This window comes from Micromonospora sp. C51 (assembly GCF_018070435.1).
GTDB classification, from domain to species: domain Bacteria; phylum Actinomycetota; class Actinomycetes; order Mycobacteriales; family Micromonosporaceae; genus Micromonospora; species Micromonospora sediminimaris.
Genome location: NZ_JAGPXQ010000017.1, coordinates 46306 through 72470, shown reverse-complemented (window position 1 = coordinate 72470; position 26165 = coordinate 46306). Strand labels below are relative to the sequence as shown.

Below are 26165 nucleotides of genomic sequence, written 5' to 3'. Positions count from 1 at the left end.
GCGCCTCAGGCGAACGGGGCGGGGGTGACCCCGGCGTCGACGAGGGCGGCACGGACGAGTTCCGCGGCGCCCACCGCGCCGGGGCTGTCGCCGTGCAGGCAGACCGACTCCACCACGCACGGGACCGTACCGCCGTCGACGGTGACCACGACCCGCTCGGTGGCCATCCGTACCGCCCGGCGGGCGACCTCCTGCGGATCGGTGACCAACGCGTCCGGCGAGGTGCGCGGGACCAGACGACCGTTGGGCAGGTAGTTCCGGTCGGCGAAGCCCTCGGCCACCACCCGGACGCCGGCGCCCTGGGCGAGTTGGGCGAGCACCGACCCGGGCGGGCAGAGGACGGGCAGCTCCGGGTCGAAGTCTTCGAGGGCGGCCAGCAGGGCCGCCGCCGGCAGTTCCTCGCTGGCTGCCGCGTGGTAGAGCGCCCCGTGGGGCTTGAGGTAGCGAACCCGGGTGCGGTACGCCCGGCAGAACGCGTTGAGCGCGCCGAGTTGGTAGAGCACCTCGTCGCGCAGTTCCGCGAACTCGTACTCGATGTGCCGTCGGCCGAAGCCGGCGAGGTCCCGGTACCCGACCTGGGCTCCGACGGCGACTCCCCGCTCCGCGGCGGCGGCGCAGACCCGGCGCATGGTGGCCGGATCCCCGGCGTGGAAGCCGCAGGCGACGTTGGCGGAGGTGACCAGGTTCAGCAGGGCCTGGTCGTCACCGAGACGCCAGATGCCGAAGCCCTCGCCGAGGTCAGCGTTGAGGTCCATGAAATCTCACCGTAGTGCCTGGACGGGCCTGCGCGAGCGGGGTCACGTCGTCCACCACCGCGATGACCGGGTATCCGCCGGTGGTGGGGTGATCGGCGAGGAAGATCAGTGGTTGGCCGTCCGCCGGCACCTGCACCGCGCCGAGGACGACTCCTTCGCTGGGCAGTTCCCCGGCCACCGCGCGGGGCAGCGGCGCGCCGCTCAGGCGCGCGCCGACCCGGTTGCTCAGGGGACTCACCTGGTACGCCGTGCCGAGCAGCCGGTCCAGTGCCGCCGGGGTGAACCAGGTGTGCCGAGGACCGAGCCGCACGGTCAGCCGCAACTCCGTCGGGGACGCCACCGGCATGGTGACGTCGACCGGGGCGGGCGGGTTGGCGGGGGTGCCCAGCGGCAGCAGGTCACCGTCGCGCAGCGGCGCCGGTCCGAGCCCGGCGAGGGTGTCGGTGGAGCGGCTGCCCAGCACCGGTGTGACGGCGATGCCACCGGCCACCGCGAGCCAGCAGCGCAGGCCCTGTCGGGCCGGGCCGATGCGCAGCAGGGCACCGCCCGGTACGGCCAGCGGGCGGCCGGTGTCACCGGGGCGCTGGCCGACCCGAACGTCTGTCTCGGCACCGACGACGGCGACGGTGGTGGCTCGGGTGGGCCGCAGCTCGCAGCCGGTCAGGGTGATCTCCAGCCCGGCCGCGTGCTCCGGATTGCCGACCAGGCGGTTGGCTAGGCGCAGCGCCGCCGGGTCGAGGGCACCGGAACGGGGTACGCCGAGGTGTGCCCAGCCGGGCCGGCCGAGGTCCTGCACGGTGGTCAACGCCCCGGCCCGGAGCACTTCGAGGGTGCCGCTCACCGCTCCACCAGCCGGACCCGGGTGCCGGGGCTGAGCAGGGCCGGCGGGTCCGCCGTCACGTCGAAGAGGGTCACCTCGGTCCGCCCGACCAGCAGCCAGCCGCCCGGGGACGCGGTGGGATAGATGCCCGCGTACCGGCCGGCCAGGGCGACCGAACCGGCCGGCACCCGTTGCCGGGGCGTCGGCAGCCGGGGCACCGCCAGCTCGGCCGGCAGCCCGGTGAGGTACCCGAAGCCGGGCGCGAAACCGCAGAAGGCGACCTGGAACTCGGTGTCCCGCAGGCGACGCACCACGCCGGGTACGTCCGTGCGCCAGTGATCGGCAACCCGGGGGAGGTCTGCTCCGGCGTAGTTGACGGGCACCTCGACGAGAGGGGCGGACGCGGCGGTGGGTGCCGCCGTCGTTGTTCCGGCGGGCGGGGCGGAGGCGGTCCATCCGGCGATCAGGGCGGCGGTGGCCGGTGGATCGGGTACGCCGTCGAGCAACACGGTGGTGGCGGCCGGCACGATCTCGACGGCGACCAGTTCGCCCAGCTCGCGGCGGTGCCACAGCTCCGCCCGCCACGCCTCGACGGTGGCGGCCACCTCGGCGCCCTGGCTCGTCGGCGTTGCGGGATCTCTTTCCTCCGGTGGCGCGAGGTCGAGCAGGAGGGCGTGCGTGCCGACCGGTCTGATCCGCATTCCGCCATCCTCCCGGACGAGTGGATGCTTTCGCGTCGGCCACTGGTCGGACAGCGTGACCAGTTGCACTACCCGAAAGTAACCTACGCTGCCGTAACCTAAGGACGTGACCACCTCAGCACGCCCCCGGCTCAAGCCGGTCGACATCGGGAAACCCCGGATGCGCGGCTGGCTGCACACGTACGCGTTCTTCGTCGCCCTGGTCTGCGGCATCGTGCTCTGTTCGATCGCCGCCACCCGCCCGGGCTGGACCCCCCTGCTCAGCTCGGCCATCTACAGCTTCACCGTCTGCGGTCTCTTCGGCACCAGCGCGTTGTACCACCGTCGGGTGTGGTCGACCCGCGGCTACGCGGTCATGCGCCGGATGGACCACTCGATGATCTTCCTGTTCATCGCCGGCACGTACACCCCGTTCTGCCTGCTGCTGCTGGAGACCCGGGCCGCCGTCATGATGCTGTCGATCGTCTGGGGCGGTGCCCTGGGCGGTGTGGCGCTCAAGCTGATCTGGCCACACGCCAACCGGTGGATCTCCGCGCCGCTCTACCTCGCCCTCGGCTGGGTGTCCGTGGCGATGCTGCCCGACATCCTCCACCAGGGCGGCGTCACCGCACTGGTGCTGCTCGCCGTGGGCGGCGCGATCTACACCGTGGGCGCAGTCTTCTACGCGCTACGCCGCCCCAATCCGTGGCCCACCGTCTTCGGCCACCACGAGTTCTTCCACGCCTGCACGTTGGTCGCTGCGATCTGCCACCACATCGCCATCTACTTCGCACTGTTCGCCTGAGCCGGCGCACAACGACAGCGGGGGTGGTGAGCCTCGTCGCTCACCACCCCCGCTGGGTCCATCGGGCTGGGTCCTGAAGGTCAGATCGTGGGACCGGGCCGGCGCACCTCGCGGTACTCCTGGACCACCCGGTCGTCCCGAACCGGCACGGCGCGCTCGGCCACCACCCGTTCCTCGCGCACCGGCGCGACGACCGTACGGCGACGCGAGTTCCAGTAGTAGAGGGTCACGATCAGCCCGGCGACGCCCGCGAGCATAAGCACCCAGCCGACGACGCTCAGGTTGAGCCAGCCCAGGTCCGCCTCCACGGCGAACGCGAAGATCGCGCCCAGCGCGATCAGGAAAATACTGCCACCGATGCCCATCTCGTCGCCTCCTTGGCTATCGAAGCTGGCATTCCACTCCGCCGCGGCCACGGATGAGGTTGCGGCACCGATCGACTTACCCCGGCACGGAGATCGCCAATCCGGCAAGCTGGAGACATGACGGACAGCCCGCACGACGAGCGGACACTGGTGCTACTGCGGCATGCCAAGGCCGAACAGCCCACCACGGACGGTCCCGACATCGAACGCCCGCTGGCCGCTCGCGGCCGGGCGGACGCCGCGGCGGCCGGGGCGTGGCTGGCTCGGCACGGGCTGCTGCCGGACGTGGTGCTCTGCTCGGCGGCTGTACGAACCAGACAGACGTGGCACGCCGTCCAGTTGGGGATCACCGGCTCACCGCCGGAGAGCGGTCCCGCAGGTCCGGCTCCGGTGATCCGCTACGAACCGGACGCCTACGAGGCGCATCCGGAAGACCTGCTGCACCTGATCCGGCAGGTGTCACCGACCGCGACCACGGTCCTGTTGATTGCCCACAATCCTGGTGTATCCCTGCTGTCCGAACTGCTCGATCCGGTTCGGGCCGATCCGGAAGGGCTGCGTACCGGCGGTCTCGTGGTGCACCGGACGGCCCTGCCCTGGGCGGAACTGAGCCGCGGCGCGGCCGCAATCGAGACGCGGCACACCGCACGCGGCTAGGCTCGCGTGCGGTGTGGGCGGAGACGGTCGCTCAGCTCGGCGGTGCGGTCGGTGGTGGTGGATCGGGCGGTGGCGGCATCATCGCGGTCGGATGCGAGAGCCGGTTCTCCTCCACGATCAACGTCCGGGCCCGCTTGCGGCGGTCCTGCCAGAACCAGAGCGTGGTGAGCAACACGGCCAGCCCGGCCAGGATGAAGACCCAACCGACCGCCCGCAGGTCGACCCACCAGACGTTGGCCCGGATGGCGAAGGTCAGGATCGCGCCGATCGCGATCAGGAAGATCCCACTACCTATGCCCATGTGCGCGGCACTCCCCCGTGCGGTTGCTCTGGGCGTACTCGGACTGGTCCGCACCGCATACCCACCCACCCCCCACTTACCCCACCCCTCACCCCCACGACCAAGGGGTTGATCATGAGGTTAGCGGCGATGTTGATCTCTCAAACTGCCGCTAACCTCATGATCAACGAGACCGGGTTGGGGTGGGGTGGGGGTGGGGGTGGGGGTGGGGGTTAGAAGGCTTCTTCGGGGAGGTCCATTACGTCTAGGTCGGTGCCTTCGATGATGCGGCGGTCGGCGCCGGTGCGGGGCAGCACCTCGCGGGCGAAGAACCGGGCAGCGGCCACCTTTCCGGTGTAGAACGCCTTGTCCGCCGCCGTCACCTCACCGGCGAGCGCCTTCAGCGCCACGTCGGCCTGCTTCTGCAGCAGCCAGCCGACGACCACGTCACCGAGGGCCAGCAGGAACCGCCGGCTGCTCAGCCCGACCTTGTACAGCGCCCGGGTGTCCCCACCCTGCGCCTCACCCAACCAGCCGGTCATCACGCCGAGCATGTTCTGGATCTCGGCGAGCGCCTTGCCGAGCGCCTGGCGCTCCTCCTTGAGCTGGCCGTTGCCCCCCTCGGTGGCGATGAACTCCTGGATCTCGCCGGCCACGGCCATCAGTGCCTTGCCGTTGTCCCGAACGATCTTTCGGAAGATCAGGTCGAGGCTCTGAATGGCCGTGGTGCCCTCGTACAGCGTGTCGATCTTGGCGTCCCGGACGTACTGCTCCAGCGGGTAGTCCTGGAGGAAGCCGGAGCCACCGAAGGTCTGCAGCGACTCGTGCCCGAGCAGTTCGTACGCCCGCTCCGAGCCGACGCCCTTGACCAGCGGGAGGAGCAGATCGTTGACCCGCTTGGCCAGCTTGATGGCCTTCTCGTCGCCGGCCGCCTCCGCAATGGCGACCTTGTCCTGCCAGGTGGCGGTGTAGAGGACCAAGGCCCGCAGACCCTCGGCGTACGACTTCTGCAGCAGCAACGAGCGGCGCACGTCGGGGTGCGCGGTGATGGCCACCCGGGGGGCCGTCTTGTCCGCCATCTGGGTCAGGTCGGCGCCCTGCACCCGGTTCTTGGCGTACTCCAACGCGTTGAGGTAACCGGTGGACAGGGTGGCGATGGCCTTCGTGCCGACCATCATTCGGGCGTACTCGATGATCATGAACATCTGCCGGATGCCGTCGTGCTTCTCGCCCAGCAACCAGCCCTTGGCCGGTACGCCGTGCTCGCCGAAGGTGATCTCGCAGGTGTTGGAGACCTTCAGGCCCATCTTGTGCTCGACGTTTGTGGCGAAGACGCCGTTGCGCTCGCCCAGCTCGCCGGTGTTCTCGTCGAAGTGGTACTTCGGGACGACGAACAGCGACAGGCCCTTGGTGCCGGGGCCACCCACGCCCTCCACCCCGACCGGGCGGGCGAGTACGTAGTGGACGATGTTGTCGCTCAGGTCGTGCTCACCGGAGGTGATGAAGCGCTTGACACCTTCGATGTGCCACGAGCCGTCCGGCTGCGGGATCGCCCGTGCCCGGCCAGCGCCCACGTCCGAGCCGGCGTCCGGCTCGGTGAGCACCATCGTGGAGCCCCACTGCTGGTCGATGAAGAGCTTGGCCCACTTCTTCTGCTGCTCGGTGCCCTCCACGTGCAGCACGTGCGCGAAGGACGGGCCGGAGGCGTACATCCAGACCGGCGCGTTCGAGCCGAGCACCAGCTCGGCGAGCGCCCACCACAGCGCCCGGGGGGCGTTGGTGCCGTCCAGCTCCGCGGGCAGGTCCAGGCGCCAGAACTCGGACTCCATGAACGCCCGGTACGACTTCTTGAACGACTCCGGCAGGGGCGCGCTGTGCGTGGCCGGGTCGAAGACCGGCGGGTTGCGGTCGCTGTCCTGGTAACTGGCGGCCAGGTCCTGCCGAGCCAGCCGGTCGACCTCGGCGAGGAAGCTCCGCGCGGTGTCGACGTCGAGGTCGGAGTACGGCTCCTGGCCGAACGCCCGGTCCGCTCCGAACACCTCGAACAGGTTGAATTCGAGGTCCCGAAGGTTGCTCTTGTAGTGGGTCATGTCGCTGGCCCCGCTTCCGGACAGGTGTTACCGATCAGTAACCCTGACTCTATTACTCGCGGGTAGGCAGCGACAAGTCGATCCTGATAGTGACAGGCATTACACACCTGCCGTTCAGGTTCACCTGCGAGGCCCTCAAGGTGATCACCCTTCGGCCGCACCGACCTCCCAACTCGGTACCGCCGCCGTTGCCTTGCCCGGCGAGCCCGTGTACTCCATCAGGACCAGCGCGATGTCGTCGTCGAGCCGGCCGTGCACCCATTCGACAAGTGCGGTCTCCAGGGAGGCGAGGCCGTCACCGACCGTACCGTGCCCGAGCAGCCGCCAGGCCCGATCCGCAGTGGGGAAAAACTCGCCGTCCCGCCGTGCCTCGCCGAGCCCATCGGTGAACAGCAGCAACCGGTCACCCGGCTCCAGCCGCTCCACCCGTGGCCGGACCACCGGCATGAAGCCCAGCGGCGGCGCCGGTGCCGGCGGCTCAAGCGAGATCACCGCGCCGCGACGCAGCAGCAGCGGAGCGGGATGTCCACAGTTGACGATGGTGAGCGTGCCACCGCGCTCCTCGACCAACGCGGCCGTGACGAAGTCCTCGTCACCGACGTTGCGCGCCACTGCCCGGTCCAGATCCGTCACCACGGCCCGCAGATCGGCCCGCTCGTACGCCACGTGCCGGTACGAGCCGAGGACGATGCTCGCCAGCCGGACCGCCTCCAGCCCCTTGCCGCGCACATCCCCAATGATCATCCGAACGCCGTACGGAGTTTCGATAGCCTCGTAGAGGTCGCCGCCGATCTCGGCCGTGGCGGTCGACGATATGTACCGACCCGCCACGGAAAGAGCGCCCACCCGAGGACCGAGCGGGCGCAGCACCGCCTGTTGAGCCACCATGGCCAGCTTCGACAGCTCGGCGATCTGCTCCGCCTGCCGCTGCCGTACCGCCGCAACCGCCCCCGCGATACCCGTACCCAACGCGATGCCGGCCACGGCGACGGCCGTGGCGACCGAGACCGTCCGCTCGGCCAGGGCGAAGGTCGCCCCCAGCACGGAGGCGGCGGCGCCGACGCCGAGCACGATCCGCCAGGAGGCGAGCGCGGCGGCCAGGAACGGCGCGGCAACCATCAGCGCGATGTAGTTCGCCGAACGGCCGTCGGCCAACTCGACCGCGGACACGATTGCGAGCAGGACGAGGGCCGCGCCGAGGCCGGCGCGGGATCCGGGGCTCAGCGGGCCGCGGCCCGGCTGGAGGAGTTGCGTGCGTACATCCGACAGCATGCCCGATGTACGTGAGCGAAAGAATGAGCCTGGCCCCTCGAACGACACGGATCTGGCCACGAGGGTCCGGAGCCGGAGCCGATCGCGGCGCTCCACCGCGTCAGCCGAGCACCTCGTAGCGGACCTCGATGTGACCGAGATCGAGTGACGCGATCTCGGCGAACGCGGCCCGGGCCAGGTCCAGGCAACGCCCCTCGATGAACGGACCGCGATCGTTGATCCGGACGATTACCGACTTGCCGTTGGCCGGGTTGGTCACCCGCACCTTCGTATCGAAGGGCAGGGTCTTGTGGGCGGCCGTCATTCCCTCCGGGTCGAACGTCTCGCCGTTGGCGGTCATCTGACCCTGCCAGTAGAAGGACGCGCCGCAGGAGCCGGTGTCGACCACCGGGCGGGCCGTCGTCTTCTTGGCCGTCGGCTTCGGCTTCGGGCTGGCCGTACGCTGCTTGCTCCGCGACGGCGCCTGGACGGTACGACTCGGCGTCGGGCTCACCGTCGGGCTCGGCGAGGCACTGGCGCTGGGAGTCGGCGACGCGGTCGGCGAGCTGGTCGTGGGGGCGCTCGTTTCCAGGGTGGGCGACAGGTCGATCGCGGCCGGTCGAGCCGGCTCCGCGTCGGCGGTCAGTCGTACGGCGCCGACGGTGCCGCCGACGGCGAGCGCGACCGCCACCACAGCGCTGGCCGTGAGACCGGCCGGCGAGGTGAACCTGCGGGTACGGGAGTGCTTACCAGCCACCGGCCCGGTCCTTTCTCAGCGGGTCAAACCGGGTCGGACCATAACGAGAGAAGCACTTCCGAAGTCAACGTGATCATGGCGCTTTGACCGCAATTGCGGTGATACGTGAAGCCGATCATCCGAGTCGTGGTGGGCCGGGAGGGCCGGTGTTCGACTGGCGGGTGACGCAGGATGGTGACATGGCCGTTGAGCTGAGCAGACGCCTCATCGAGCTGTTCGGGTGGATCGACCCCGGCCCGGGCGCGAGCCACCTGGTCAGCGACACCTCCGGGTGGTGGCGGGATCCGGCGACGCTCGCCGAGCTGGGGCCTGCGCTGGTCGCGCCGTTCCGGGCGGCTCGGCCCACGGTGGTCGTCTCCCCGGCGGTCACCGGGTTCCTGCTCGGGCCGCTGGCGGCCACCGCCCTCGGCGTGGGATTCGTGGCGGCGCACAAGCCGGGGGACGGACGGTTGCCTGCCGGCTCGCTGACCTGGGCGCAGAGTCCCCCCGACTTTCGCGGTCGACGGCTGGACCTCGCGGTGCGTGACCGGCACCTGGGTCCGGGCGACCGGGTGCTGGTGGTTGACGACTGGGTCGACACCGGCGCTCAGGTGCGCGCGATCTACGAGATCTGTGCGGCCCGGGGCGCCGACCCGGTCGGCACCGCCGCCGTGGTCGCCACCTGTCCACCAGCCCTGGCGGCCACCCTACGAATCACCGCACTCCTCACCACGCCCGACCTTCCCGGCTGACCCCCGCTTCATCCCGCTGCTCATGATGTCGCTGCCCCTCGCTCCGGCGTGGCGCGACAACGGCCTCATGAACGGGGTCAGCGGACGAAGTCCTCGACCACGGTGCAGACCTGGCCGAGCGCCTCGGCTGAGCGGGCCAGCGGGCCGGGCACCATCAGCGCGTGATCGGCGCCGGGGATCTCCAACACGTGCGGGGTGAGACGCCGGGCGATTCCGCCGTCCCAGGACGAGTCGGCGGTGCCACCGACCAGGATGAACGGCGCGGTGGCCCGGCGCAGCGCGTCGACCACGTCGCCGCGGTGCAGCGACGGGGTGAGCCAGACCGCGGGCAGCCCCCGGACGGCCGCGAGCGGTGCGGCGAGGGTGCCGAGCGACTTGCCGACCAACAGGTCCGTCCGCTCGTTCAAGGTCGGGGAGACCTGGTCACACACCCATCTGCCGATGGTGTCGATGTCGAAGTCCTCCGGCACCTCCCAGGAGATCCCGTGCAGCCCGAAACCGACCCGGCGCAGCGCCTCGCCCAGGTAGAGAAAGAGGGGGTACCGGGTGTCGTACCCGCGTCCCGGGATGAGCACCGCACGTCGGTCCGCCATGGACATCTCCTTGTCGTCGGCCATCGACCGTACCCCCATTCGCACCCTTCCGGGACGACTCACTCAGGCTGCACCGGATGCCGGCGATCGAGCGGTAGCCTCGACACGATGTGGCCACGGATCGGCGGACTCCGCGCGCTGGCTCTCGGCACCCCCGGTGAGCTACGGGCGCGCCTCAACACCCTTGTGCTGGCCGGCGTGAAGACCGCCACCGCCGGCCTGCTCAGCGAGTACGCCGATGAGGGCGAGGAACTTGAGCACGTCGGAGAACGGCTGGCCCTCGTCGATGACGCCGACGGGTTGGTGGCCGTCGTCCAGGTGACCGACATCGAGGTGACCCGGTTCGCCGAGGTGCCGTGGGACTTCGCCCGCGCCGAGGGGGAGGGCGACCGCTCGATCGAGGAATGGCGGGCCGGACACGCCGCCTACTGGTCCCGCGTCGGCACCCCGGTCACCGACGACAGCGAGATCGCCTGCGTACGCTTCCGCCTGGTGTCCGCCGGAGCTGGCGGCATCGCCACCGGCGACCTCGGCACCTGAGCGGCCATTCGGCTCGCAGCCCGCGCCGGCCTGCGCCCATCTGGCGGACGGCGCCCAGCTTCAGCGACGCAACTCGGGCAGGAGGCGGGTGGCGACCTCCTCCAGGACCGCCTCGTCACCGGCGTACCAGCTGCTCTCCCGCGGCCAGTGCGTGATCACATCGGTGAAGCCGAGCTTCGCCGCCCGCTCCACCTGATCGGCGAAGAACTGCGCGCTACGCAACGAGAAGACCGGTGCCGAGTCCAGCGAGAGGTAGCGGTCCAGGCTGGCCGGGTCACGCCCCTGCGCCGCCAGGGTCGCGTCGAGGCGGGTGGTCAGCTCGGCCACCCCGGTCCACCAGTCGTTCAGCTCGTCGACGGCGGGCCCGGTGGTCACCCAGCCCTGCCCGAAGCGGGCCGCGATGCGCATCGACCGGGGGCCGTTGGCGGCCACCACGAACGGCACCCGGGGCTCCTGAACGCAGCCCGGATTGCTCCGGGCGTCGACCGCCGCGAACCATTCGCCCCGCCAGGTGGTGCCGTCCTGTCGCAGGACAGCGTCGAGCAACTCGGTGAACTCGGCGAACCGATCCACCCGCTGCCGCGGGGGCAGCGTCTCACCGCCGAGGACGGCGGCGTCGAACCCGATGCCGCCCGCGCCGAGGCCGAGCAGCGCCCGGCCGTCGGAGACGTCGTCCAACGCGGTCACCTGCCGGGCGAAGGCCGCCGGATGCCGGAAGTTCGGTGAGGCGACGAGCGTGCCGAGACGGATCCGGGTGGTCACCGTCGCGGCGGCGGTCAACGTGGTCATCGAGTCGAACCAGGGCCCGTCCACCAGGTCGCGCCAGCCCAGGTGGTCGTACGTCCAGGCGTGGTCGAAGCCCCACTCGTCGGCTCGCCGCCAGCGGTGCCGCGCCACCGACCAGCGCTGGTCGGGCAGGATCACGATGCCAAACCTCATGATCACGATGGTACGCGGGCGCGGGTCGCACCGCGGGGCACGGCAAGGGGCCCGGCCCCAGGGTCTGCCTCCCCTCGGACCGGGCCCCTCGTGCTGCCTCGACCAGCCCTCACATGAGAGCTTCGACGGCGGCCGGTGCCCGGGTCAGCGTCACCGTGGTCGGTGCGAGTTCGACCTGGACGATCTCGCCCTCGTAGTTCGGGTCGTTCGCCCAGGCGTTGCCGGTCACCTCGACCTTCCCCTTCTGGAACGGGGTGGTGCCCGTCGGGTCCGCCGTCGCGGACCACTGGGCAGTCTCACCCTCGACGCAGTCGACCCGGCCGCTGAACGGACCACGGATGATGATCTTCTTCTTGACCTGGGTGACCAGGCCACTGAGCTGCACCGTCGCGTCCGCGTTGCAGACCACGGTGCCGTGCACCGTGGCCTTGCCGTTCAGCTTGCTGAAGACGCCGTCCGCCGCCGGCGTGACGGTGAACTCCAGCGGGGCCGGCGGCGGCGGATTGCCGATCACGACCCGGCCGCGCAGAGCCGGCTCGCCGCCCTCGCAATGCTGCTCGAAGGTGGCGTCGAGGCGCTCCACGTACCCGTGCGGGCCGAACGCCACATCGGCGACCACGAACGAGCCGGTGATGGTGTTGCAGCCCCGGCCGTTGCCGCTGATGTCGATGCCGGCGCCCGCGCCGCTGAACGGCGCGCGCGTGGCGTCGGGATAGTCCCCGACGGCGAGCTGCTGCCCGGCCGGCGCCTTGAGCTCCATCGACCACCAGTCACCGTTGCTGCCGTTGATCGACAGGTAGACCCCGCGAAGCAGGTCGTCGGCGCGGATCGACAGTTGGTCTCCCGCCCCGGCGTCGTAGCTGTAGGTGGCGCCGCCGGTGACCCAGTCGCCGGGGTCCCCGGTCATCGTGAAGGTGCCGGCCGTCACCGGCTCGGCCTGGGCGGCAGTCGCTCCCGTCAGCAGGCCGGCCGCGGTGACGGCACCCGCAAGGAGCGTCGCCGCGATGGCCCGACTGGTACGCATGGTCATGGATGCCTCTTCTCCACGGAGTGGGCGCTTTCCTCGCCTCGCCGGGGAGAGCCTAGGAACGACGAGCCGGGCGCGTTGTCCCACCGGTCAAAGTGGACAGTTCGCCCCACGCGCGAGCGGTCGGGCCCCACGCCCTCAGGCCGGGCCCTCGCACGGAGTGCTAGCCGGTCCACACCGGCAACTCATCCGCCCGCACCAGGCTCATAACAGTGCCGAGTGCCGCCCGTCGATCGTCAGGGAGCTGATCGACCAGGACGCTGCACCCTACCCAGCTGCTGCCGCACTGCTCGACCATCTGTCTGGTGGTGAGCGCCTGGCTGCCTGTCTCGATCCAGTCATCCACGAGCAGAACCCGGTCGTCTGATCCGAGTGAGGATCGCTGCAAGCGCAAGGTGTGCGACCGTTGGCGGTAGTCCGGTTCGGCTCTCGCGGTGATCTTGTCGCCGGGAAACAGCCCTTCACGCTTGCGCACTGGTATGAACCCGACGCCCAACTCCACCGCCGCAGCGGCCCCAAGAAGGAACCCCCGGGACTCGATCCCACAGATGGCGGTGACATCCGAGTTCCTGAACGGTTCGACCAGACCTGCGACGACATGACGGAGTGCCGTGGCATCGCGGAATATCGCCCACACGTCAGCGTGGCCCTCGATCCATCGGAAGTGCTTCAGGAGCAGACCACGTGCGGAGTCGGACATGGTGTAAGTGTGGCTGCCCAGTCTTGCCACGATCGACGCAATAGTTGCTCGTCTTGCCGCCTGTAGTCGGATGGGCCACGGCCGCCCTGATCTACCAGCACGCCCCTTCGGAGGCGGATCGGGCCATCGTCCAGGCGGTGGGGGACGCGGTGATGGCCGAACGGAAGAAGGCCAGGATGCCGGCGGCCGGCGCACCGGGCAAGCCCCAGGACACGGGCAGGAAGCGTGGGCCAGTGGCCCGTGGAGGCCCGTCAGGCGTACGCGGCCCGCGGAATACGAAGCCCTGGCTGGACTCGCGTCCTGACCAGGGCTTTCGTGCGTTGGAGCGGGTGACGGGAATCGAACCCGCACTGTCAGCTTGGGAAGCTGATGTTCTGCCATTGAACTACACCCGCAGGCGGCACCACTCTACCCGAGCCACCCCGACCGACGCACCCAGGCCCCACCGGACGACGAGTCGCCCGCCGAACGTCCCGTTCCGCGCAACTTCCCCGAGCTTGCTGCATGAAGACGGGTCGGAGGCAGCAACATCCCCGAAGGTGCACGGATCTTGGCGCCCCTCGGCGTGCGGGGCCGGCGCCTGCGGTCGGGCAGACCGGGCGGGGGTGGAAGAAGTTTCACCACCGCAACATATGGCCATGTTCAAATCTGTCTATCGGTTGTAACGTCTGCCCCACGTTTTCCACACGACGCGACACAACCCCCGGTCGCGTCGCCAGAAAGAGGTGGGCATATGGGACTGCGTCCCGTCCTGCTGAACCGGCGCATGGCCGGCATCGCATCGACGTCATTGGCGCTGGCGCTCGGCGTGGCCACGGTCGGCCTACTGCCGGCCGCAACCACGACCGCGAGCCCGGCCGCGGCCGCCGTCACCGCCGACGAGGTGTGTGAGGATCCGACGGGCACCCTGGCTCGGGCCAAGGCTGGCGGTGCCGCCGGGCACGATCCGAACCAGCTGACCCTCGCCCAGGTGCATCAGCGCGAGGCCGAGTTCGCCGACATCCTGCAGGAGCGAGCCAAGCGAGTTGGCCAACGTACGCTGAACGCCCAGGCCGCTGCGGCCTCGGTCACCATTCCGGTGGTGGTGCACGTGATCCGCCGGGACACGACCCGGGCCGGTGGAAACATCCCCGACTCGATGATCCAGTCCCAGATCAACGTGCTCAACCAGTCGTTCAGCGGCGCGACCGGTGGCGCCGCGACCGCCTTCGCGTTCCAGTTGCAGAGCATCAACCGGGTGACCAACTCGTCGTGGTACCCGATCCGGCAGGGCTCGACGGCCGAGCGGCAGATGAAGACCCAACTGCGCCAGGGCAGCAAGTCGACGCTCAACATCTACCTCGGCGCGCTCAGCAACAACCTGCTCGGCTGGGCGACCTTCCCGCAGCGCAACCTGAACGTCATGGACGGCGTGGTCGTGCTCAGCGAATCACTGCCCGGTGGCACCGCCACCAACTACAACCAGGGTGACACCGGCACCCACGAGGTCGGCCACTGGCTGAACCTCTACCACACCTTCCAGGGTGGCTGCTCAGGCAGCGGTGACCAGGTCGGGGACACCCCGGCCGAAGCCTCGCCGGCCAGCGGCTGCCCGACCGGCCGGGACACCTGCTCCAGCCAGGGCCTCGACCCGATCACCAACTTCATGGACTACTCGTACGACGGATGTATGTACCAGTTCACTGCGGGCCAGGCCACCCGCATGATCAACGCCTGGAACTCCTACCGCGCGGCATAGCGCCAGCGCCGCACCGCGTACCGCAGGTGCCGGCTCCGTCGGACGGGGCCGGCACCTGCGCGTGCGGGTCAGGCGGCGCGGCGGTGATGCCGGCCGGAGCGGGCCGGCACCGGGCGTACGGCCTGAGGCGCGGCACCGGCCGGGTCTAGCCAGACCTGGACGGCCGGACTGGACGCCAACTCGCTCGGCCCACCCACCGACTGCTCGCGCCGGGCCAGCATCGCCACGTCGACGGTGAACTCGAAGAGGCGCCAGTCGGCGTGTGGGGCGGCCCACGCGGCGAGCGCCAACCGGGCGACAGTGGCGTCGTCCGTGACGGGCCGGGCGCGCCCGGCGACGTACGCCTCGTCGTCGCTCTCCTCCGGCGGGAACGAGTGCAGCGCGTAACGGCCGTCGCGTTCCAGGTCGCGCCGCTTCGGTGAGTCGATCACGAAGCAGTAGAGACCGTCGTCGGTGATCACGGGGGAAACCGGGTGCACCCGGGGCCCGCCGTCGGCACGAACCGTGGCCAGGTAGCCGAAGCCGGGGCCGTACTGCTGCATGAGAAGGCGGATCCCGTCGGCGAGTCGAGGCTCGTCAGCGGCGAATTCGGACCAGGAAGCCATGCCGACATCCTATCGAACACACGTTCGAAGCGGGTAGTCCGACACGCGTGTCGCATACCGGCAGCTATGGTGTGGCGATGCTGCTCTCCGACCGTGACCTGGTCTCCGAGATCAAGGCGGGCACCCTGGCGCTCGAACCGTTCGAGCCCACGCTGGTGCAGCCCTCCAGCATCGACGTACGCCTGGACAAACTGTTCCGGGTCTTCAACAACCACCTCTACACCCACATCGACCCGGCGACCCGGCAGGACGACCTCACCTCCGCCGTCGAGGTGCCCGACGGCCAGGCGTTCGTGCTGCACCCGGGCGAGTTCGTGCTCGCCTCGACGCTTGAGGTCATCTCGCTTGGCGACCAGCTCGCCGGCCGCCTCGAAGGCAAGTCCAGCCTGGGACGACTCGGCCTGCTCACGCACTCCACCGCCGGCTTCATCGATCCCGGCTTCTCCGGTCACGTCACCCTGGAGCTGTCCAACGTGGCCAACCTGCCGATCACCCTCTGGCCGGGCATGAAGATCGGGCAGCTCTGCATCTTCCGGCTCTCCTCGCCGGCCGAGCACCCGTACGGATCGGCCGTCTACGGCTCCCGCTACCAGGGCCAGCGCGGCCCGACACCGAGTCGTGCCTGGCAGAGCTGGCGCACCTGGCCCATCCGCTGACACCGCAACCGACGATCCTCAGCCGGGCCGGCCGAAGCTGTGCACCGGGCTGCTGTCCAGCCGCTTCATCTTGACCGGCTGACCCGCCCGGGAGGCGTGTACCACCCAGCCACCACCGACGTACATGCCGACGTGGTGCAGGTCCCGGAAGTAGAAGACCAGATCGCCGGGGCGCAGTGCGCCGCGACTGACCGACGCGGTGACCCGGCGCTGCCTGGCCGCGTTGTGCGGCAGTGCGACACCGGCCCGCGACCATGCGGCCAGCGTCAGCCCGGAGCAGTCGTACGCCTTCGGCCCCTCGGCGCCCCAGGAGTACGGCTTGCCGATCTGGGCGCAGGCGAAGGTGACCGCCTCACCGGCCGGTCCGCCGGGGTAGCTGGCCGGGCAGGGTGCCGGCCGCAGCGGGCCACCGCCACCCTTTCCGTACGCCCGTAGCCGGAGCCGTTGCAGCCGGTCGATCTCGGCGTCGATTCGTCGCCGCTTGTCGGCGAGATCGGCCTCGGTGCGGCTGAGCTGATCGATGGTCTGGTCCAGCCCGGCCCGGGCCGCGGCTAGTTCGTCGCGCAGCTCCCTCGCGCGCCGGACGTCCTGCTGCTGGACGCGTGCGTACCGGTCGAGCAGGCCGATTTGCTCGACGACTTCACCCGGCGACCGGCTGCCGAGGAGCGCGTTGACGGTCCGTATCTGCTCGCCCTTGTACGCGCCGGCAGCGAGCTTGCCGACCCGGTCCATCGCCTGGTCCACCTGACGTTGCAGCGGCGCGATCCGAGCGGCCAGCGCGTCCGCCTCCCGCCGTTTGCCGGCCAGGTCCTGCCGGGTGGCGTTGTGCTGTTCGATGACGGGTTCGAGCCGGTTCCAGTCCTCGTCGATCCGGCGCTCGATGTCGGCGACCGTGGGGTCGGCCCAGGCCGCCGCCACGCCGCCGGTCAACATCACGGCGGTCGCGGCCAGGGCGGCGGGGATGCAGCGGTACCAGCGAAAACGCGGCGCATCCGTCGGCCGGCCGGGCAATCCCGGACGCGGTGACGGCGGCCGCGGGGCATGGTCTGCCACCGGGCTCAGCACTCCTTCTCCCATACCGCCTACCGGGTTAGCTGACGGGTTCGGGCGGGAAGGGGCGCCCTACCGTGACCCGCACGGATTCACCCCGCGTACCTGGTTCCCCGGCTCGCTCACGAGCGATTCGGCGGTGTCGGACCGTTACCGCCCCGGATGGACGGACCTGCCAGCGGCCGACGATTGCCCAGCGTAGGGACGATCAGCGTCGATACGCAACACAACCACACCGTCACTGTGGGTGCTGACATCCGACAATGCCGAGGGCCCCCGTCGACTTGACCGGGGGCCCTCGGGAGATCCTGCGCGACCGCTCAGCGGACGCTGGTGGCGGCTCAGCCGGGTCGGCGGAAACCGGCAAGCGGCATGGTGGTGATCGGCGAGACGTTGACCGGCTTACCGGCTCGGGCCGCATGCACCATCTGGTTGTTGCCCAGGTAGAGCCCCACGTGGTGCAGGTCGCTGAAGAAGAAGACCAGGTCACCGGGACGGGCGTCGGACCGGGAAATGGCCTTGCCCTCGTTCCACTGTGCGCCGGTGAAGTGGGTGAGCGAGATGCCGGCAGCCCGGTACGCGTACTGGGTCAGACCCGAGCAGTCGAACGAGTTCGGTCCGGTGGCACCCCACACGTATGGCTTGCCGACCTGCGCGCACGCGGTACGGATGGCCGTGCGGGCCGCGTCACTGACCACACCGTTGATGGTCGGGCAGTTGGTGGTCTTCACCGTGGTCACCGGCAGCGACCGTTCGAGCCGCTTGATCTCGGCGTCGATCTGCTTCTTCTTCGCCGCCAGCTGCTTTGCCTTCGTCTCCTGGTCGGCGATCAGAGCGTCGAGCTTGGCCTTCTGGTCGTCGTACTTCTTGCGGATCTTCATGACGCCTTCGAGCTCGCGGCGCTCCTGCGACGCGAGCCGGTCAAGGAAGGCCATCTGCTCGCCGAGCTCGTTCGGCTTGGAGTTGAGCAGCACAACACCGATCTCCTTGGACGGGCCGGTGATGTAGTACCGGGAGGCGAGATCGGCGACCCGGTTCATCGCCAGCTCGGTCTCCAGGGCCAGCGGCTGGATCTTCTTCTCCAGGCTCTTCGACTTCTGCTTGTTGACCCGCAGCTGGGAGCGCACCTTGTTGTACTGCTCGATGGTGGGTTCCAGCTTCTCCCACTGCTTGTCGATCTGGGCCTCGATCTCGTCGACCGAGGGTTCGGCGTACGCGGGGGCGGCGAGCAGGCCGGCACCGACCGCGGCGGCGGCGACGAGGACGACCAGCCCACGGGCGGCCCTACGCAGGCCATCCGGACGAGATCGCCCTGACGCACGACGATGGAGGGGCATGGTTGCCACCGGCAGCGTCTCCTTTGCAACCGACCACTGGGCGTCCCGCGAGCGGTAAGGGGCGGGGACAGACGACCCATGGCGGTCGGTGCCCAACATTAGGGAACGGTAGGTGGGGAATCAAGGCGACCAACGGCTCATTCACCTTTGCGCGACGGTACGCACACAAAGGGTGTCGACCAATTCGTTACAGTTACGCACGTCAATTAAAAACCGGGCGGGGCGGCACTGGTGGAGGTGCCGCCCGCTCGATGCGTTTGACGGCGGTCAGCCGGCCACCGACATGCTGTCCCCGGTGCCACCGACCCGCTCGGGCTTGACCGACCGGAGCAGGACGCTGGCCACGTCGATCACCTCGACCTGCTCGCCGGCACCCTTGCCGTTGACCCCGTCGCTGAGCATGGTCGAGCAGAACGGACAGCCGACGGCGACCGTCCTCGCCCCGGTGGACATGGCCTCCTCGACCCGGTCCACGTTGATCCGCTTGCCGATGCGCTCCTCCATCCACATACGGGCACCACCCGCACCGCAGCAGAAAGAGCGCTCGCTGTTACGCGGCATTTCGGTCAGCTCACCCTGGATCGCGCTGCCGAGCACCTCGCGCGGCGGCGTGAAGACCCGGTTGTGCCGCCCCAGGTAACACGGGTCGTGGTAGGTCACGCCGCCGTCGACCGGCTGCACCGGAGTGAGCCGACCGGTGGCGACCAGGTGAGCCAGCAACTGGGTGTGGTGCACCACCTCGAACTCACCGCCCAGCTGGCCGTACTCATTGCCCAGCGTGTTGAAACAGTGCGGGCAGGTTGCGACGATCTTGCGCTTGGCCTTCTCCCGACCCTCGAACGCTTCGTTCAGGGTCTCGACATTCTGTTGGGCGAGCATCTGGAAGACGAACTCGTTGCCGATCCGCCGGGCCGGGTCGCCGGTACAGGTCTCCCCCTCGCCGAGAATGGCGAAGGAGACCCCCGCCTCGTTGAGCAGGGTCGCGACGGCCCGGGTGGTCTTCTTCGCCTTGTCCTCGAACGCACCGGCGCAACCCACCCAGAAGAGGTACTCGAAGTCTTCGACCTCGCCGACCCGGGGCACCTCGAAGTCGAGCCCCTTGGTCCAGTCCTCACGGGTGTTCTGCGGCGCGCCCCACGGGTTGCCCTTGTTCTCCAGGTTGCGCAGCATCACGCCGGCCTCGGAGGGGAAGCTGGACTCGATGAGGACCTGGTAGCGACGCATGTCGACGATGTGGTCGACGTGCTCGATGTCCACCGGGCACTGCTCGACGCAGGCGCCGCAGGTGGTGCAGGACCAGAGCACGTCGGGGTCGATCACGCCGCCGGCCTCGGCGTCGCCGATCAGCGGCTTCTCCGCCTCGGCGAGGGCCAGCACGTCGACGTGGGCGAGCTGCGCGGCGGTGGCCTTCTCCTCACCGGTGAGGTCCTTGCCGCCGCCGGCCAGCAGGTAGGGCGCCTTGGCGTACGCGTGGTCCCGCAGGCTGAGCACCAGCAGCTTCGGCGACAGCGGCTTTCCGGTGTTCCAGGCCGGGCACTGCGACTGGCAGCGGCCACACTCGGTGCAGGTGCTGAAGTCCAGCAGACCCTTCCAGGTGAACTGCTCGACCTGGGCGATACCGAACTGGTCCTTCTCCGGGTCGGCCTCCTCGAAGTCGAGCGGCTTGCCGTCGCTCATCATCGGCCGCAGCGCGCCGAGGCCGGAGCCGGCCGCACCCGGCTTGCGCTTGAAGAAGATGTTGGGGAAGGCGAGGAATCGGTGCCAGGCGACACCCATCGTCACGTTCAACGAGATGACGATGACCCAGGCCATCGAGATCGAGATCTTGACGAGCGCGGCGACGCTGACGCCGGAGTCCCAGGCTGGCAGCAGGGCACCGACCGCGTGACTGAGCGGGGTGGCCCAGGTGGGGTACTCGAAGTGGTCGGTGGCCACCTTGAAGCCGCGGATCAGAAAGCCCATGACCAGTACGGCGAGGACGACCGCCTCGACGAAGTAGCCCTGCCACATGGTGGAGCCGGTGAACCGCGACCGACGTCCCGCCCGATTCGGCCGGTTCGCCAGCCGAATCCCGATCAGGACACCGATGCCGATAACGCCCAGAATGCCGATCCACTCGGTGACCAGCCCGTAGAGGGTCCAGCCACCGATCAGCGGCAGCCCACCGGTCGGCGAGACCACCTCGAAGTACGCCTCAAGCACCAGCAACGACAGCACGACGAAGCCGACCATCACGAACCAGTGCGCCGCGCCCACCACGCTCCAGCGGAGCATCCGGGTGTGCCCGGCGGTCTCCGCCAGCATGGTCCTGGTGCGGCCGACCTTGTCGTCGGAGCGGGTCGGATCGGGCTGACCCAGCCGGATGACGGCCACCATCTTCGAGACCGCGCGTACCGCAAGCCACACCGCGACAGCGGTGATGGCGGCCGCGAGGATCGTGGTGACGATCTGGACGCTGCCCATCGAGTTGGCCTCCCGGTTGCTGCCTGTCGAGCGGCTCGGCGACCGGGGCGTCGGTGCGATCGTCGACCCACGCCGCCGCACCTCAACCTGATCGGTCGATGACCTCGCTCCGCTCGGTCATGCAGTGCAGCCTACGCGCAAGGTTACCCAGCAGTAACGTGAGTCATCTCGCACCTGGGGCCACGCTGCCCTGCGCACACCTTAGGAGGCCGACGGCACCGCCGCTCGGGCGGGCCGCCGGTGGTGCCGGACAGTCAGGGCGTTGAGCTGCGGGTCAGCGCCAGCGGGAAAGCACGATCAGGGAGGCGACCATCGCGCCGAACCCGACCGCCAGGTTCCAGTACCCCAGCTCCATGACCGGGTACTCCTGCTCGGAGAGGTAGTAGACCACCAGCCAGCCGATGCCGAAGACGATCAGCGACACCGCCAGGACCGGCAGCCACACCGGGCTGGGCTTGTTGGTGGCCGCGGTCGTCGCCGTCGGGCGGACGTCCGTAGGCGGGGTGTACACCTTCTTCTTGCGGACCTGAGACTTGGGCACGGCGCTCTCCAGAGGGGTTACGACCTCGTCCGGCCTGACAACCGGGCGCGAGGGCGACGGTCCATGGCCAATAATGTTCGACAGCTAGCGTAGTCCGGAAGACCCGTCCGATCCACGAATGAGGTGAGACCGGTACCGGGCAGCACCGGAAAACCGGGCAGCACGGCCGGCGCCCCGCCCACACCGGGTGGCGTCGGAGCACGATGACGAGGGGGACTGGCCCGTGGAGTACACATCCGGCGCAGCGTCGTGGCAGAAGGCGCTGCGACGACTCGTCGCCGGGTTGCTGCCCCGGCGGCCACGTCAACGCCGGCCGTTCTGGTCGGTAGGCGTACCGCTGATCGCCCTGACGGCCGGCCTGCTCTTCACCACGACGGCCACGACGGCGGGCGGCACCACTCTGCGTGAGGACCGCCGGCCCCAACTGACCGAGCTGATCGAGGACCGCCGGGCACAGGTGGCGGCCAACGAGAAGCGGGCCGCCACGCTGCGCGGGGAGTTGGAGAACCGGACGGCCGTCCTGGCCAACTCCGACGGTCCGATCAGGGAACAGCAGCAGCGCGCCGACGCCAGTCGGGCCGCCGCCGGCTTCACCGCCCTCACCGGTACCGGTCTGACCGTGGAGCTCAACGACGCGCCGCAGCTCAGCAATCTGCCCGAAGGGGCCTCCAACGACGACCTGGTCGTCCATCAGGGCGACGTGCAGGCGGTGGTCAACGCGCTCTGGGCCGGTGGTGCCGAGGCGATGTCAATCATGAACGTGCGCGTGTTGGCGACCAGCGCGGTACGCTGCGTGGGTAACACCCTGCTGTTGCACGGCCGGGTGTACTCCCCGCCATTCAAGATCGTAGCAATTGGCGACCCCGCCGCACTCCGGCAGGCCCTCGCCGCTTCCGAGGGAGTCCGGTGGTTCAGGGACGCGGTCGACAACTACCAACTCGGCTACTCAGAGACCCCAGGCACCGTCACGGTGCCCGCCTTCGAGGACTCCACCACCCTGCGTTCGGCGACGGTGCCGGCGGTGCCGCAGTGAGCGCGCGGTGAGCCCGCAGTCCGACGGTCGGCACCGCGACCAGACCGACGAGCCCACCGCCTTCCTGCCCAAGGTCGAGCGGGGCGGGTCCACCGACGCCCGCACGACGGGAGCCTGGCCCGACCCGGTGCCGCCCACCCGGTCCGGGCCGTCGCAGGCACCGCACGATCCGCCGACCGCGGCTCCGCGTCCGACCGATCAGGCTTCGGCCGAGGGTCGACCGCCGGACGGCCACCGGCCGACCAACTCCGGCCGGTTCGACGGTGCCGCCGAGACCACCTCGCCGGCCGGCCGGTGGGACGTACCAGCGCCGACGGACCCACCTGCCCGGACCGCGACCACGCCCGGCGTTCCGACCGGCTGGAGCGCACCTGCGGGGCCGGAGCGGACCAACGCGCCGACGGCCGACCGTCGGGGTGCCGGCCCCAGCCAGGAGCAGCCGACCGCACCCGGACGTTGGGACACCGCCCCGGCCACGGACCGCCGGGCGAACCAGTGGGACGCTGCGGCGACGACCGGGCGTAGCGCAAACCAGTGGGATCCGGCACCGAGTGGGCAACAGGTGGTGGATCCCGACCGTACGGCGAACCAGTGGGACGCCGCGCCCGGTCCGGTTCGTGACGCCGCCAGCCGGCAGCCGGACGCGGCGACCAACGGCCAGTGGCAGGGCGTACCCCTGCCGTCGGGTCAGCCGGACATTCCGGTGGGGCCCACGCCGTGGCGCGGGGCCTTCCAGCCGTCCCGGAGCGCGGGCGATCGGGAGCAGCCGAGCGGCACCCGCCCGGCCGACACGGACGCCGGCCACGCCGGTCACCCGAGTATCACCGGCACCGCCGGCCGGCCGGGCTGGACGGACCCGGCCGACACCGCGGCCCGACCGGGCGTCGGCCAAGCCGTCGGCACCCCGCCGCCCTGGCCCGGTGCCCAAGCCCAGGCGCCCGGTCCGAACCGCTCCGGCACCGGAACGGCGCAGCCCAGCGGCGGCCGGACCTGGCCCAGCGGCGAGCAGTCGAGACAGCCCGCCGGGACCACGCCACCTGCCGCTGTACGGCCGGCCACGCCACCGTCCGATTCGTCACCACAGCCGTCGCAACCGGTGCCGGCCCCGCAGTTCGGGGCACCCTACGGCGCGCACCCGCCGCGTCCCGGTGCCGGGCAACCTGCCGGCGCAGCGCCGGCACCGCACCCGCCGTACGTCGGACCGGCGAGCAACAGCGGCCCGGAGCGGCCGTCTGATCCCGGACGGCCGGTTCCGTACGGCCCGGCGACGCAGCCGGCGCAGGCTGGCCAGGACAGCTCGGCACCGCATGTGTCACGCCCCGAGCCGGCCGGCCAGGACCGGCCCGCTGGCAGCGGTCCGGCGTATCCGGTGCCTGGTCAGCCACCGGCCACACCGTCCCGGTCGACGGAGGGGCGACGCTCGCCCGGTGTGGAGCCGCCACGGCAGTCGACGGACCACGCACCCGGCCAGGGTGACTGGTCCGGTGAGGGGCCGACCGCGTTGATGCCGAAGGTCGGCGACCGTGCCGGCTCGGCTGATGGCGGCCGGGCGACGGAGCCGACCCGGGCGACGAACGGCCATCCCGGCACCGCGGCCGTGCTGGGCAGCCAGGCGGCCACGGACCGTCCGGTCAACGCCACCTCGGGTCAGCAGGCCCGTTCGGCGGCACCCGGCCAGCCGACGGCACCGGGGCAAGCTTCCGCACCCGGCCAGCCATCCGCGCCGGGCCGATCGGCCGACCCGGCGGCGACCGCCCTCATCCCGGCGGTCACCGGGGCGCGGCCGAACGCCGTGCCCGCACTGGACTCGACCGCCCTGATGGGTGCCGTACCCCGGCCGCCCAAGAGCGAGGAACCGTCCGACGGTGCCGACCAGCCCGCCGAGGCACCGAAGCCCCGGCGCGGCGACCGGGTGGTGCAACTTCGCGCCCATCAGACGGGCGAGGGCTACAAGAGCGTCTACTCGGAGCTGACCCGCCCGTCGCTGTGGTCGAGGGTGCGTACCGGTCTGCGGTTCAGCGGCGAGCTGCTGATCACCTTCGGCCTGGTGGTGCTGCTCTTCGCCGGCTACGAGATCTGGGGCAAGTCGGCGATCGTCGACGCCCACCAGGGCGAGCTGAGCGAGCAACTGGCCCAGGCGTGGGCACCCGAACCGGTGACGGACCCGACGGTGTCGGCGTCGGCCAGCCCGTCCGCCAAGCCGAAGCCGGCGGTGCAGGGCACGCCGATCGCCGGCCTCTACATTCCGAAGTTCGACAAGGAATGGATCGTGGTCGAGGGCGTCGGCCAGCAGGACATCCGGTACGCCCCGGGCCACTACCCGGACAGCGCCATGCCGGGCCAGGTGGGCAACTTCTCGGTGGCCGGGCACCGGAACCGGGCCACCTTCTGGCGGCTTGACGAGCTGCGCGAGGGCGACCCGATCCTGGTCGAAGGCCGGAACGAGTGGTATGTCTACCAGGTGACCGAGAGCCTGATCGTCAAGCCGACGCAGGTCGAGGTGGTGGCGCCGGTGCCGGGTCGACCGGGTGAGAAGCCGACCAAGCGGATGCTGACCCTGACCACCTGCAACCCGAAGTTCGACAACTACCAGCGGCTGATCATTCACGCCGAGTTGACGCGTACCCAGCCCAAGGCCGAGGGACGCCCGGCGGAGCTGGGGACCTGACCATGTACGCCTGGATCTGGCGCAAACTACCCTTCGGGCTGCCCGGCAAGCTCGTCGGCAGCCTGCTGCTCGCCACCACGATGGTGGCGTTGCTGTGGTACGTGGTGTTTCCCTGGGCGGAGCCGCTGCTGCCCTTCGACGACGTGCAGGTCACCCAGGACGACTCCGGCGTACCGAGTGCGCCGGACGGCGACGTCGGGCCCGGGGACGACGGCGCGGTCGACGACGCGCCACCGGGCGACGAGCACGATCTGCCGTACGAAACCGACCGGAACAACACCCCACCGCCGGACGAGGACGAGTGAGCCCGATGCGCGTCCTGGTGATCGACAACTACGACTCCTTCGTCTTCAACCTCGTGCAGTACCTCGGCCAGCTCGGTGTGGAGTGCGAGGTACGACGTAACGACGAGATCGAGGTGGCCGAGGTCGGCCGGGTCGGCGCGGCCGGCATCCTGCTCTCCCCAGGCCCGGGTACGCCCGACCGGGCCGGCATCTGCCTCGACGTGATCCGCGAGTACGCCGGCAAACTGCCGATCTTCGGGGTGTGCCTGGGTCATCAGGCCATCGGCGAGGCGTTCGGCGCAACCGTCGCCCGCGCTCCGGAGCTGCTGCACGGCAAGACCTCGGAGGTCCGGCACGACGGCAGCGGCGTCCTCGCCGGCCTGCCCGACCCCTTCACGGCGACCCGCTACCACTCCCTCGCCGTGCTGCGGGAGACCCTGCCGGCGGAGCTGGAGGTGACCGGCTGGACGGCCTCCGGCATCGTGATGGCGATGCGGCACCGCACGCTGCCGATCGAGGGCGTCCAGTTCCACCCCGAGTCGGTGCTCACCGAGGGCGGTCACCTGATGCTGGCCAACTGGCTCGCCGCCTGCGGCCACCCCGACGCCCTGGAGCGCGCCCCGGAACTGGCCGCCGAGGTCGACGCCCGCCGCCGCGCCGCCTTCGCCACCACCTGAGAGTCAGGTTCGCCTTCGTCGCGCCGGCCTGGTCGACCACTTCCCCGGTGGTCGACGGGTACCTCCGGACCGGGATCGGTCGAGACCTCGAAGCCCGAGCGTCACAACCAGAATCCCCACCGA

The 26165-nt window shown here is 70.3% G+C and carries 27 protein-coding genes, 1 tRNA gene and 1 riboswitch; of the genes, 10 read left to right on the top strand and 18 right to left on the bottom strand.

Annotation, left to right across the window (positions count from 1 at the left end; genetic code table 11):
- Positions 1-5: 5 nt before the first annotated feature.
- Genes KBX50_RS18465 through KBX50_RS18455 form a run of 3 tightly spaced genes read right to left on the bottom strand, consistent with a single transcriptional unit; the run spans position 6 to position 2276 of the window.
- Positions 6-755 (bottom strand): LamB/YcsF family protein, encoded by a 750-nt coding sequence (locus KBX50_RS18465; RefSeq protein WP_210938343.1) that lies wholly within the window; start codon positions 753-755, stop codon positions 6-8.
- Positions 739-1596: a biotin-dependent carboxyltransferase family protein gene (locus KBX50_RS18460; RefSeq protein ID WP_210938342.1), complete on the bottom strand. Its 858-nt coding sequence runs from the start codon at positions 1594-1596 to the stop codon at positions 739-741. Before KBX50_RS18460 ends, KBX50_RS18465 begins: the two co-directional genes overlap by 17 nt.
- Positions 1593-2276 carry an allophanate hydrolase subunit 1 gene (locus tag KBX50_RS18455; protein ID WP_210938341.1) on the bottom strand — a complete coding sequence of 228 codons (684 nt, stop codon included), beginning with the start codon at positions 2274-2276 and terminating at the stop codon, positions 1593-1595. Before KBX50_RS18455 ends, KBX50_RS18460 begins: the two co-directional genes overlap by 4 nt.
- 106 nt (positions 2277-2382) lie before the next feature.
- Here KBX50_RS18455 and KBX50_RS18450 point away from each other — a divergent pair, with 106 nt between their 5' ends.
- Complete coding sequence (locus KBX50_RS18450; protein ID WP_210938340.1) at positions 2383-3060, top strand: hemolysin III family protein; 678 nt, start codon at positions 2383-2385, stop codon at positions 3058-3060.
- An 80-nt stretch (positions 3061-3140) separates the two neighbouring features.
- Here the strand turns inward: KBX50_RS18450 and KBX50_RS18445 are convergent, their stop codons facing one another.
- Positions 3141-3425, bottom strand: a complete 285-nt coding sequence (locus KBX50_RS18445; RefSeq protein WP_210938339.1) for a DUF6458 family protein — start codon at positions 3423-3425, stop codon at positions 3141-3143.
- A 117-nt stretch (positions 3426-3542) separates the two neighbouring features.
- On the opposite strand from KBX50_RS18445, the gene KBX50_RS18440 reads away from it, so the two are divergent.
- Positions 3543-4082 carry a histidine phosphatase family protein gene (locus KBX50_RS18440; protein ID WP_210938338.1) on the top strand — a complete coding sequence of 180 codons (540 nt, stop codon included), beginning with the start codon at positions 3543-3545 and terminating at the stop codon, positions 4080-4082.
- Between the two features lie 31 nt (positions 4083-4113).
- On the opposite strand, the gene KBX50_RS18435 is transcribed toward KBX50_RS18440, so the two are convergent.
- The 4 genes from KBX50_RS18435 to KBX50_RS33390 all read right to left on the bottom strand — a co-directional run bounded on the left by KBX50_RS18435 (position 4114) and on the right by KBX50_RS33390 (position 8460).
- A complete protein-coding gene (locus KBX50_RS18435) occupies positions 4114-4383 on the bottom strand; it encodes a DUF6458 family protein (protein WP_043961115.1) in 270 nt (89 codons plus the stop codon).
- A gap of 212 nt (positions 4384-4595) precedes the next feature.
- Positions 4596-6452, bottom strand: a complete 1857-nt coding sequence (locus KBX50_RS18430; RefSeq protein WP_210938337.1) for an acyl-CoA dehydrogenase — start codon at positions 6450-6452, stop codon at positions 4596-4598.
- 144 nt (positions 6453-6596) lie between these two features.
- Positions 6597-7724, bottom strand: coding sequence for a PP2C family protein-serine/threonine phosphatase (locus tag KBX50_RS18425; RefSeq protein ID WP_210938336.1), 1128 nt, complete (start codon positions 7722-7724; stop codon positions 6597-6599).
- A 100-nt stretch (positions 7725-7824) separates the two neighbouring features.
- Positions 7825-8460, bottom strand: a complete 636-nt coding sequence (locus KBX50_RS33390; RefSeq protein ID WP_210938335.1) for a septal ring lytic transglycosylase RlpA family protein — start codon at positions 8458-8460, stop codon at positions 7825-7827.
- A gap of 179 nt (positions 8461-8639) precedes the next feature.
- On the opposite strand from KBX50_RS33390, the gene KBX50_RS18415 reads away from it, so the two are divergent.
- Positions 8640-9191, top strand: a complete 552-nt coding sequence (locus KBX50_RS18415) for a phosphoribosyltransferase family protein (RefSeq protein WP_210938334.1) — start codon at positions 8640-8642, stop codon at positions 9189-9191.
- Between the two features lie 77 nt (positions 9192-9268).
- Here the strand turns inward: KBX50_RS18415 and KBX50_RS18410 are convergent, their stop codons facing one another.
- Positions 9269-9784 (bottom strand): alpha/beta fold hydrolase, encoded by a 516-nt coding sequence (locus KBX50_RS18410; protein ID WP_210938333.1) that lies wholly within the window; start codon positions 9782-9784, stop codon positions 9269-9271.
- 108 nt (positions 9785-9892) lie between these two features.
- On the opposite strand from KBX50_RS18410, the gene KBX50_RS18405 reads away from it, so the two are divergent.
- Positions 9893-10324 (top strand): ASCH domain-containing protein, encoded by a 432-nt coding sequence (locus tag KBX50_RS18405; protein WP_210938331.1) that lies wholly within the window; start codon positions 9893-9895, stop codon positions 10322-10324.
- A 60-nt stretch (positions 10325-10384) separates the two neighbouring features.
- Here KBX50_RS18405 and KBX50_RS18400 read toward each other — a convergent pair whose 3' ends face one another.
- The 4 genes from KBX50_RS18400 to KBX50_RS18385 all read right to left on the bottom strand — a co-directional run bounded on the left by KBX50_RS18400 (position 10385) and on the right by KBX50_RS18385 (position 13385).
- Positions 10385-11263, bottom strand: a complete 879-nt coding sequence (locus KBX50_RS18400) for an LLM class flavin-dependent oxidoreductase (protein WP_210938329.1) — start codon at positions 11261-11263, stop codon at positions 10385-10387.
- A 109-nt stretch (positions 11264-11372) separates the two neighbouring features.
- Positions 11373-12293 (bottom strand): hypothetical protein, encoded by a 921-nt coding sequence (locus KBX50_RS18395; protein ID WP_210938327.1) that lies wholly within the window; start codon positions 12291-12293, stop codon positions 11373-11375.
- A gap of 160 nt (positions 12294-12453) precedes the next feature.
- On the bottom strand, positions 12454-12990 hold the full coding sequence (locus KBX50_RS18390) for a phosphoribosyltransferase family protein (protein ID WP_210938324.1): 537 nt from the start codon (positions 12988-12990) through the stop codon (positions 12454-12456).
- Positions 12991-13311: 321 nt separating this feature from the next.
- A tRNA-Gly gene (locus tag KBX50_RS18385) sits at positions 13312-13385 on the bottom strand.
- A 338-nt stretch (positions 13386-13723) separates the two neighbouring features.
- On the opposite strand from KBX50_RS18385, the gene KBX50_RS18380 reads away from it, so the two are divergent.
- On the top strand, positions 13724-14728 hold the full coding sequence (locus KBX50_RS18380; protein ID WP_210938322.1) for a zinc metalloprotease: 1005 nt from the start codon (positions 13724-13726) through the stop codon (positions 14726-14728).
- A gap of 68 nt (positions 14729-14796) precedes the next feature.
- Here the strand turns inward: KBX50_RS18380 and KBX50_RS18375 are convergent, their stop codons facing one another.
- Positions 14797-15333, bottom strand: a complete 537-nt coding sequence (locus tag KBX50_RS18375; protein ID WP_210938320.1) for a pyridoxamine 5'-phosphate oxidase family protein — start codon at positions 15331-15333, stop codon at positions 14797-14799.
- Between the two features lie 77 nt (positions 15334-15410).
- On the opposite strand from KBX50_RS18375, the gene dcd reads away from it, so the two are divergent.
- Positions 15411-15989 (top strand): dCTP deaminase, encoded by a 579-nt coding sequence (gene dcd, locus KBX50_RS18370; protein WP_169596777.1) that lies wholly within the window; start codon positions 15411-15413, stop codon positions 15987-15989.
- An 18-nt stretch (positions 15990-16007) separates the two neighbouring features.
- On the opposite strand, the gene KBX50_RS18365 is transcribed toward dcd, so the two are convergent.
- From KBX50_RS18365 to KBX50_RS18350, 4 genes are all read right to left on the bottom strand, one after another.
- Positions 16008-17042: an NlpC/P60 family protein gene (locus tag KBX50_RS18365; protein ID WP_307871009.1), complete on the bottom strand. Its 1035-nt coding sequence runs from the start codon at positions 17040-17042 to the stop codon at positions 16008-16010.
- Positions 17043-17054: 12 nt separating this feature from the next.
- A riboswitch (cyclic di-AMP (ydaO/yuaA leader) is annotated at positions 17055-17188 on the bottom strand.
- A gap of 192 nt (positions 17189-17380) precedes the next feature.
- A complete protein-coding gene (locus tag KBX50_RS18360) occupies positions 17381-18391 on the bottom strand; it encodes an NlpC/P60 family protein (RefSeq protein ID WP_210938391.1) in 1011 nt (336 codons plus the stop codon).
- Positions 18392-18643: 252 nt separating this feature from the next.
- Complete coding sequence (locus KBX50_RS18355) at positions 18644-20839, bottom strand: (Fe-S)-binding protein (protein ID WP_210938316.1); 2196 nt, start codon at positions 20837-20839, stop codon at positions 18644-18646.
- 274 nt (positions 20840-21113) lie between these two features.
- A complete protein-coding gene (locus KBX50_RS18350; RefSeq protein WP_093409169.1) occupies positions 21114-21380 on the bottom strand; it encodes a cell division protein CrgA in 267 nt (88 codons plus the stop codon).
- A 223-nt stretch (positions 21381-21603) separates the two neighbouring features.
- On the opposite strand from KBX50_RS18350, the gene KBX50_RS18345 reads away from it, so the two are divergent.
- Genes KBX50_RS18345 through KBX50_RS18330 form a run of 4 tightly spaced genes read left to right on the top strand, consistent with a single transcriptional unit; the run spans position 21604 to position 26042 of the window.
- The gene (locus tag KBX50_RS18345) at positions 21604-22413 is read left to right on the top strand and encodes a DUF881 domain-containing protein (RefSeq protein ID WP_210938315.1); all 810 of its coding nucleotides are present in this window, start codon (positions 21604-21606) and stop codon (positions 22411-22413) included.
- 7 nt (positions 22414-22420) lie between these two features.
- The gene (locus KBX50_RS33645; RefSeq protein WP_307871008.1) at positions 22421-25081 is read left to right on the top strand and encodes a class E sortase; all 2661 of its coding nucleotides are present in this window, start codon (positions 22421-22423) and stop codon (positions 25079-25081) included.
- A 2-nt stretch (positions 25082-25083) separates the two neighbouring features.
- On the top strand, positions 25084-25386 hold the full coding sequence (locus KBX50_RS18335) for a hypothetical protein (protein ID WP_210938314.1): 303 nt from the start codon (positions 25084-25086) through the stop codon (positions 25384-25386).
- A 5-nt stretch (positions 25387-25391) separates the two neighbouring features.
- A complete protein-coding gene (locus tag KBX50_RS18330; RefSeq protein WP_210938313.1) occupies positions 25392-26042 on the top strand; it encodes an aminodeoxychorismate/anthranilate synthase component II in 651 nt (216 codons plus the stop codon).
- Positions 26043-26165 lie beyond the last annotated feature (123 nt).

Bases quoted from the DNA above. Each gene is read 5' to 3' on its own strand.
- KBX50_RS18465 (WP_210938343.1), bottom strand. From the start codon at position 755: ATGGACCTCAACGCTGACCTCGGCGAGGGCTTCGGCATCTGGCGTCTC.
- KBX50_RS18455 (WP_210938341.1), bottom strand. From the start codon at position 2,276: ATGCGGATCAGACCGGTCGGCACGCACGCCCTCCTGCTCGACCTCGCG.
- KBX50_RS18445 (WP_210938339.1), bottom strand. From the start codon at position 3,425: ATGGGCATCGGTGGCAGTATTTTCCTGATCGCGCTGGGCGCGATCTTC.
- KBX50_RS18440 (WP_210938338.1), top strand. From the start codon at position 3,543: ATGACGGACAGCCCGCACGACGAGCGGACACTGGTGCTACTGCGGCAT.
- KBX50_RS18435 (WP_043961115.1), bottom strand. From the start codon at position 4,383: ATGGGCATAGGTAGTGGGATCTTCCTGATCGCGATCGGCGCGATCCTG.
- KBX50_RS18430 (WP_210938337.1), bottom strand. From the start codon at position 6,452: ATGACCCACTACAAGAGCAACCTTCGGGACCTCGAATTCAACCTGTTC.
- KBX50_RS18425 (WP_210938336.1), bottom strand. From the start codon at position 7,724: ATGCTGTCGGATGTACGCACGCAACTCCTCCAGCCGGGCCGCGGCCCG.
- KBX50_RS18415 (WP_210938334.1), top strand. From the start codon at position 8,640: ATGGCCGTTGAGCTGAGCAGACGCCTCATCGAGCTGTTCGGGTGGATC.
- KBX50_RS18410 (WP_210938333.1), bottom strand. From the start codon at position 9,784: ATGGCGGACCGACGTGCGGTGCTCATCCCGGGACGCGGGTACGACACC.
- KBX50_RS18405 (WP_210938331.1), top strand. From the start codon at position 9,893: ATGTGGCCACGGATCGGCGGACTCCGCGCGCTGGCTCTCGGCACCCCC.
- KBX50_RS18400 (WP_210938329.1), bottom strand. From the start codon at position 11,263: ATGAGGTTTGGCATCGTGATCCTGCCCGACCAGCGCTGGTCGGTGGCG.
- KBX50_RS18395 (WP_210938327.1), bottom strand. From the start codon at position 12,293: ATGACCATGCGTACCAGTCGGGCCATCGCGGCGACGCTCCTTGCGGGT.
- KBX50_RS18390 (WP_210938324.1), bottom strand. From the start codon at position 12,990: ATGTCCGACTCCGCACGTGGTCTGCTCCTGAAGCACTTCCGATGGATC.
- KBX50_RS18380 (WP_210938322.1), top strand. From the start codon at position 13,724: ATGGGACTGCGTCCCGTCCTGCTGAACCGGCGCATGGCCGGCATCGCA.
- KBX50_RS18375 (WP_210938320.1), bottom strand. From the start codon at position 15,333: ATGGCTTCCTGGTCCGAATTCGCCGCTGACGAGCCTCGACTCGCCGAC.
- dcd (WP_169596777.1), top strand. From the start codon at position 15,411: ATGCTGCTCTCCGACCGTGACCTGGTCTCCGAGATCAAGGCGGGCACC.
- KBX50_RS18355 (WP_210938316.1), bottom strand. From the start codon at position 20,839: ATGGGCAGCGTCCAGATCGTCACCACGATCCTCGCGGCCGCCATCACC.
- KBX50_RS18335 (WP_210938314.1), top strand. From the start codon at position 25,084: ATGTACGCCTGGATCTGGCGCAAACTACCCTTCGGGCTGCCCGGCAAG.
- KBX50_RS18330 (WP_210938313.1), top strand. From the start codon at position 25,392: ATGCGCGTCCTGGTGATCGACAACTACGACTCCTTCGTCTTCAACCTC.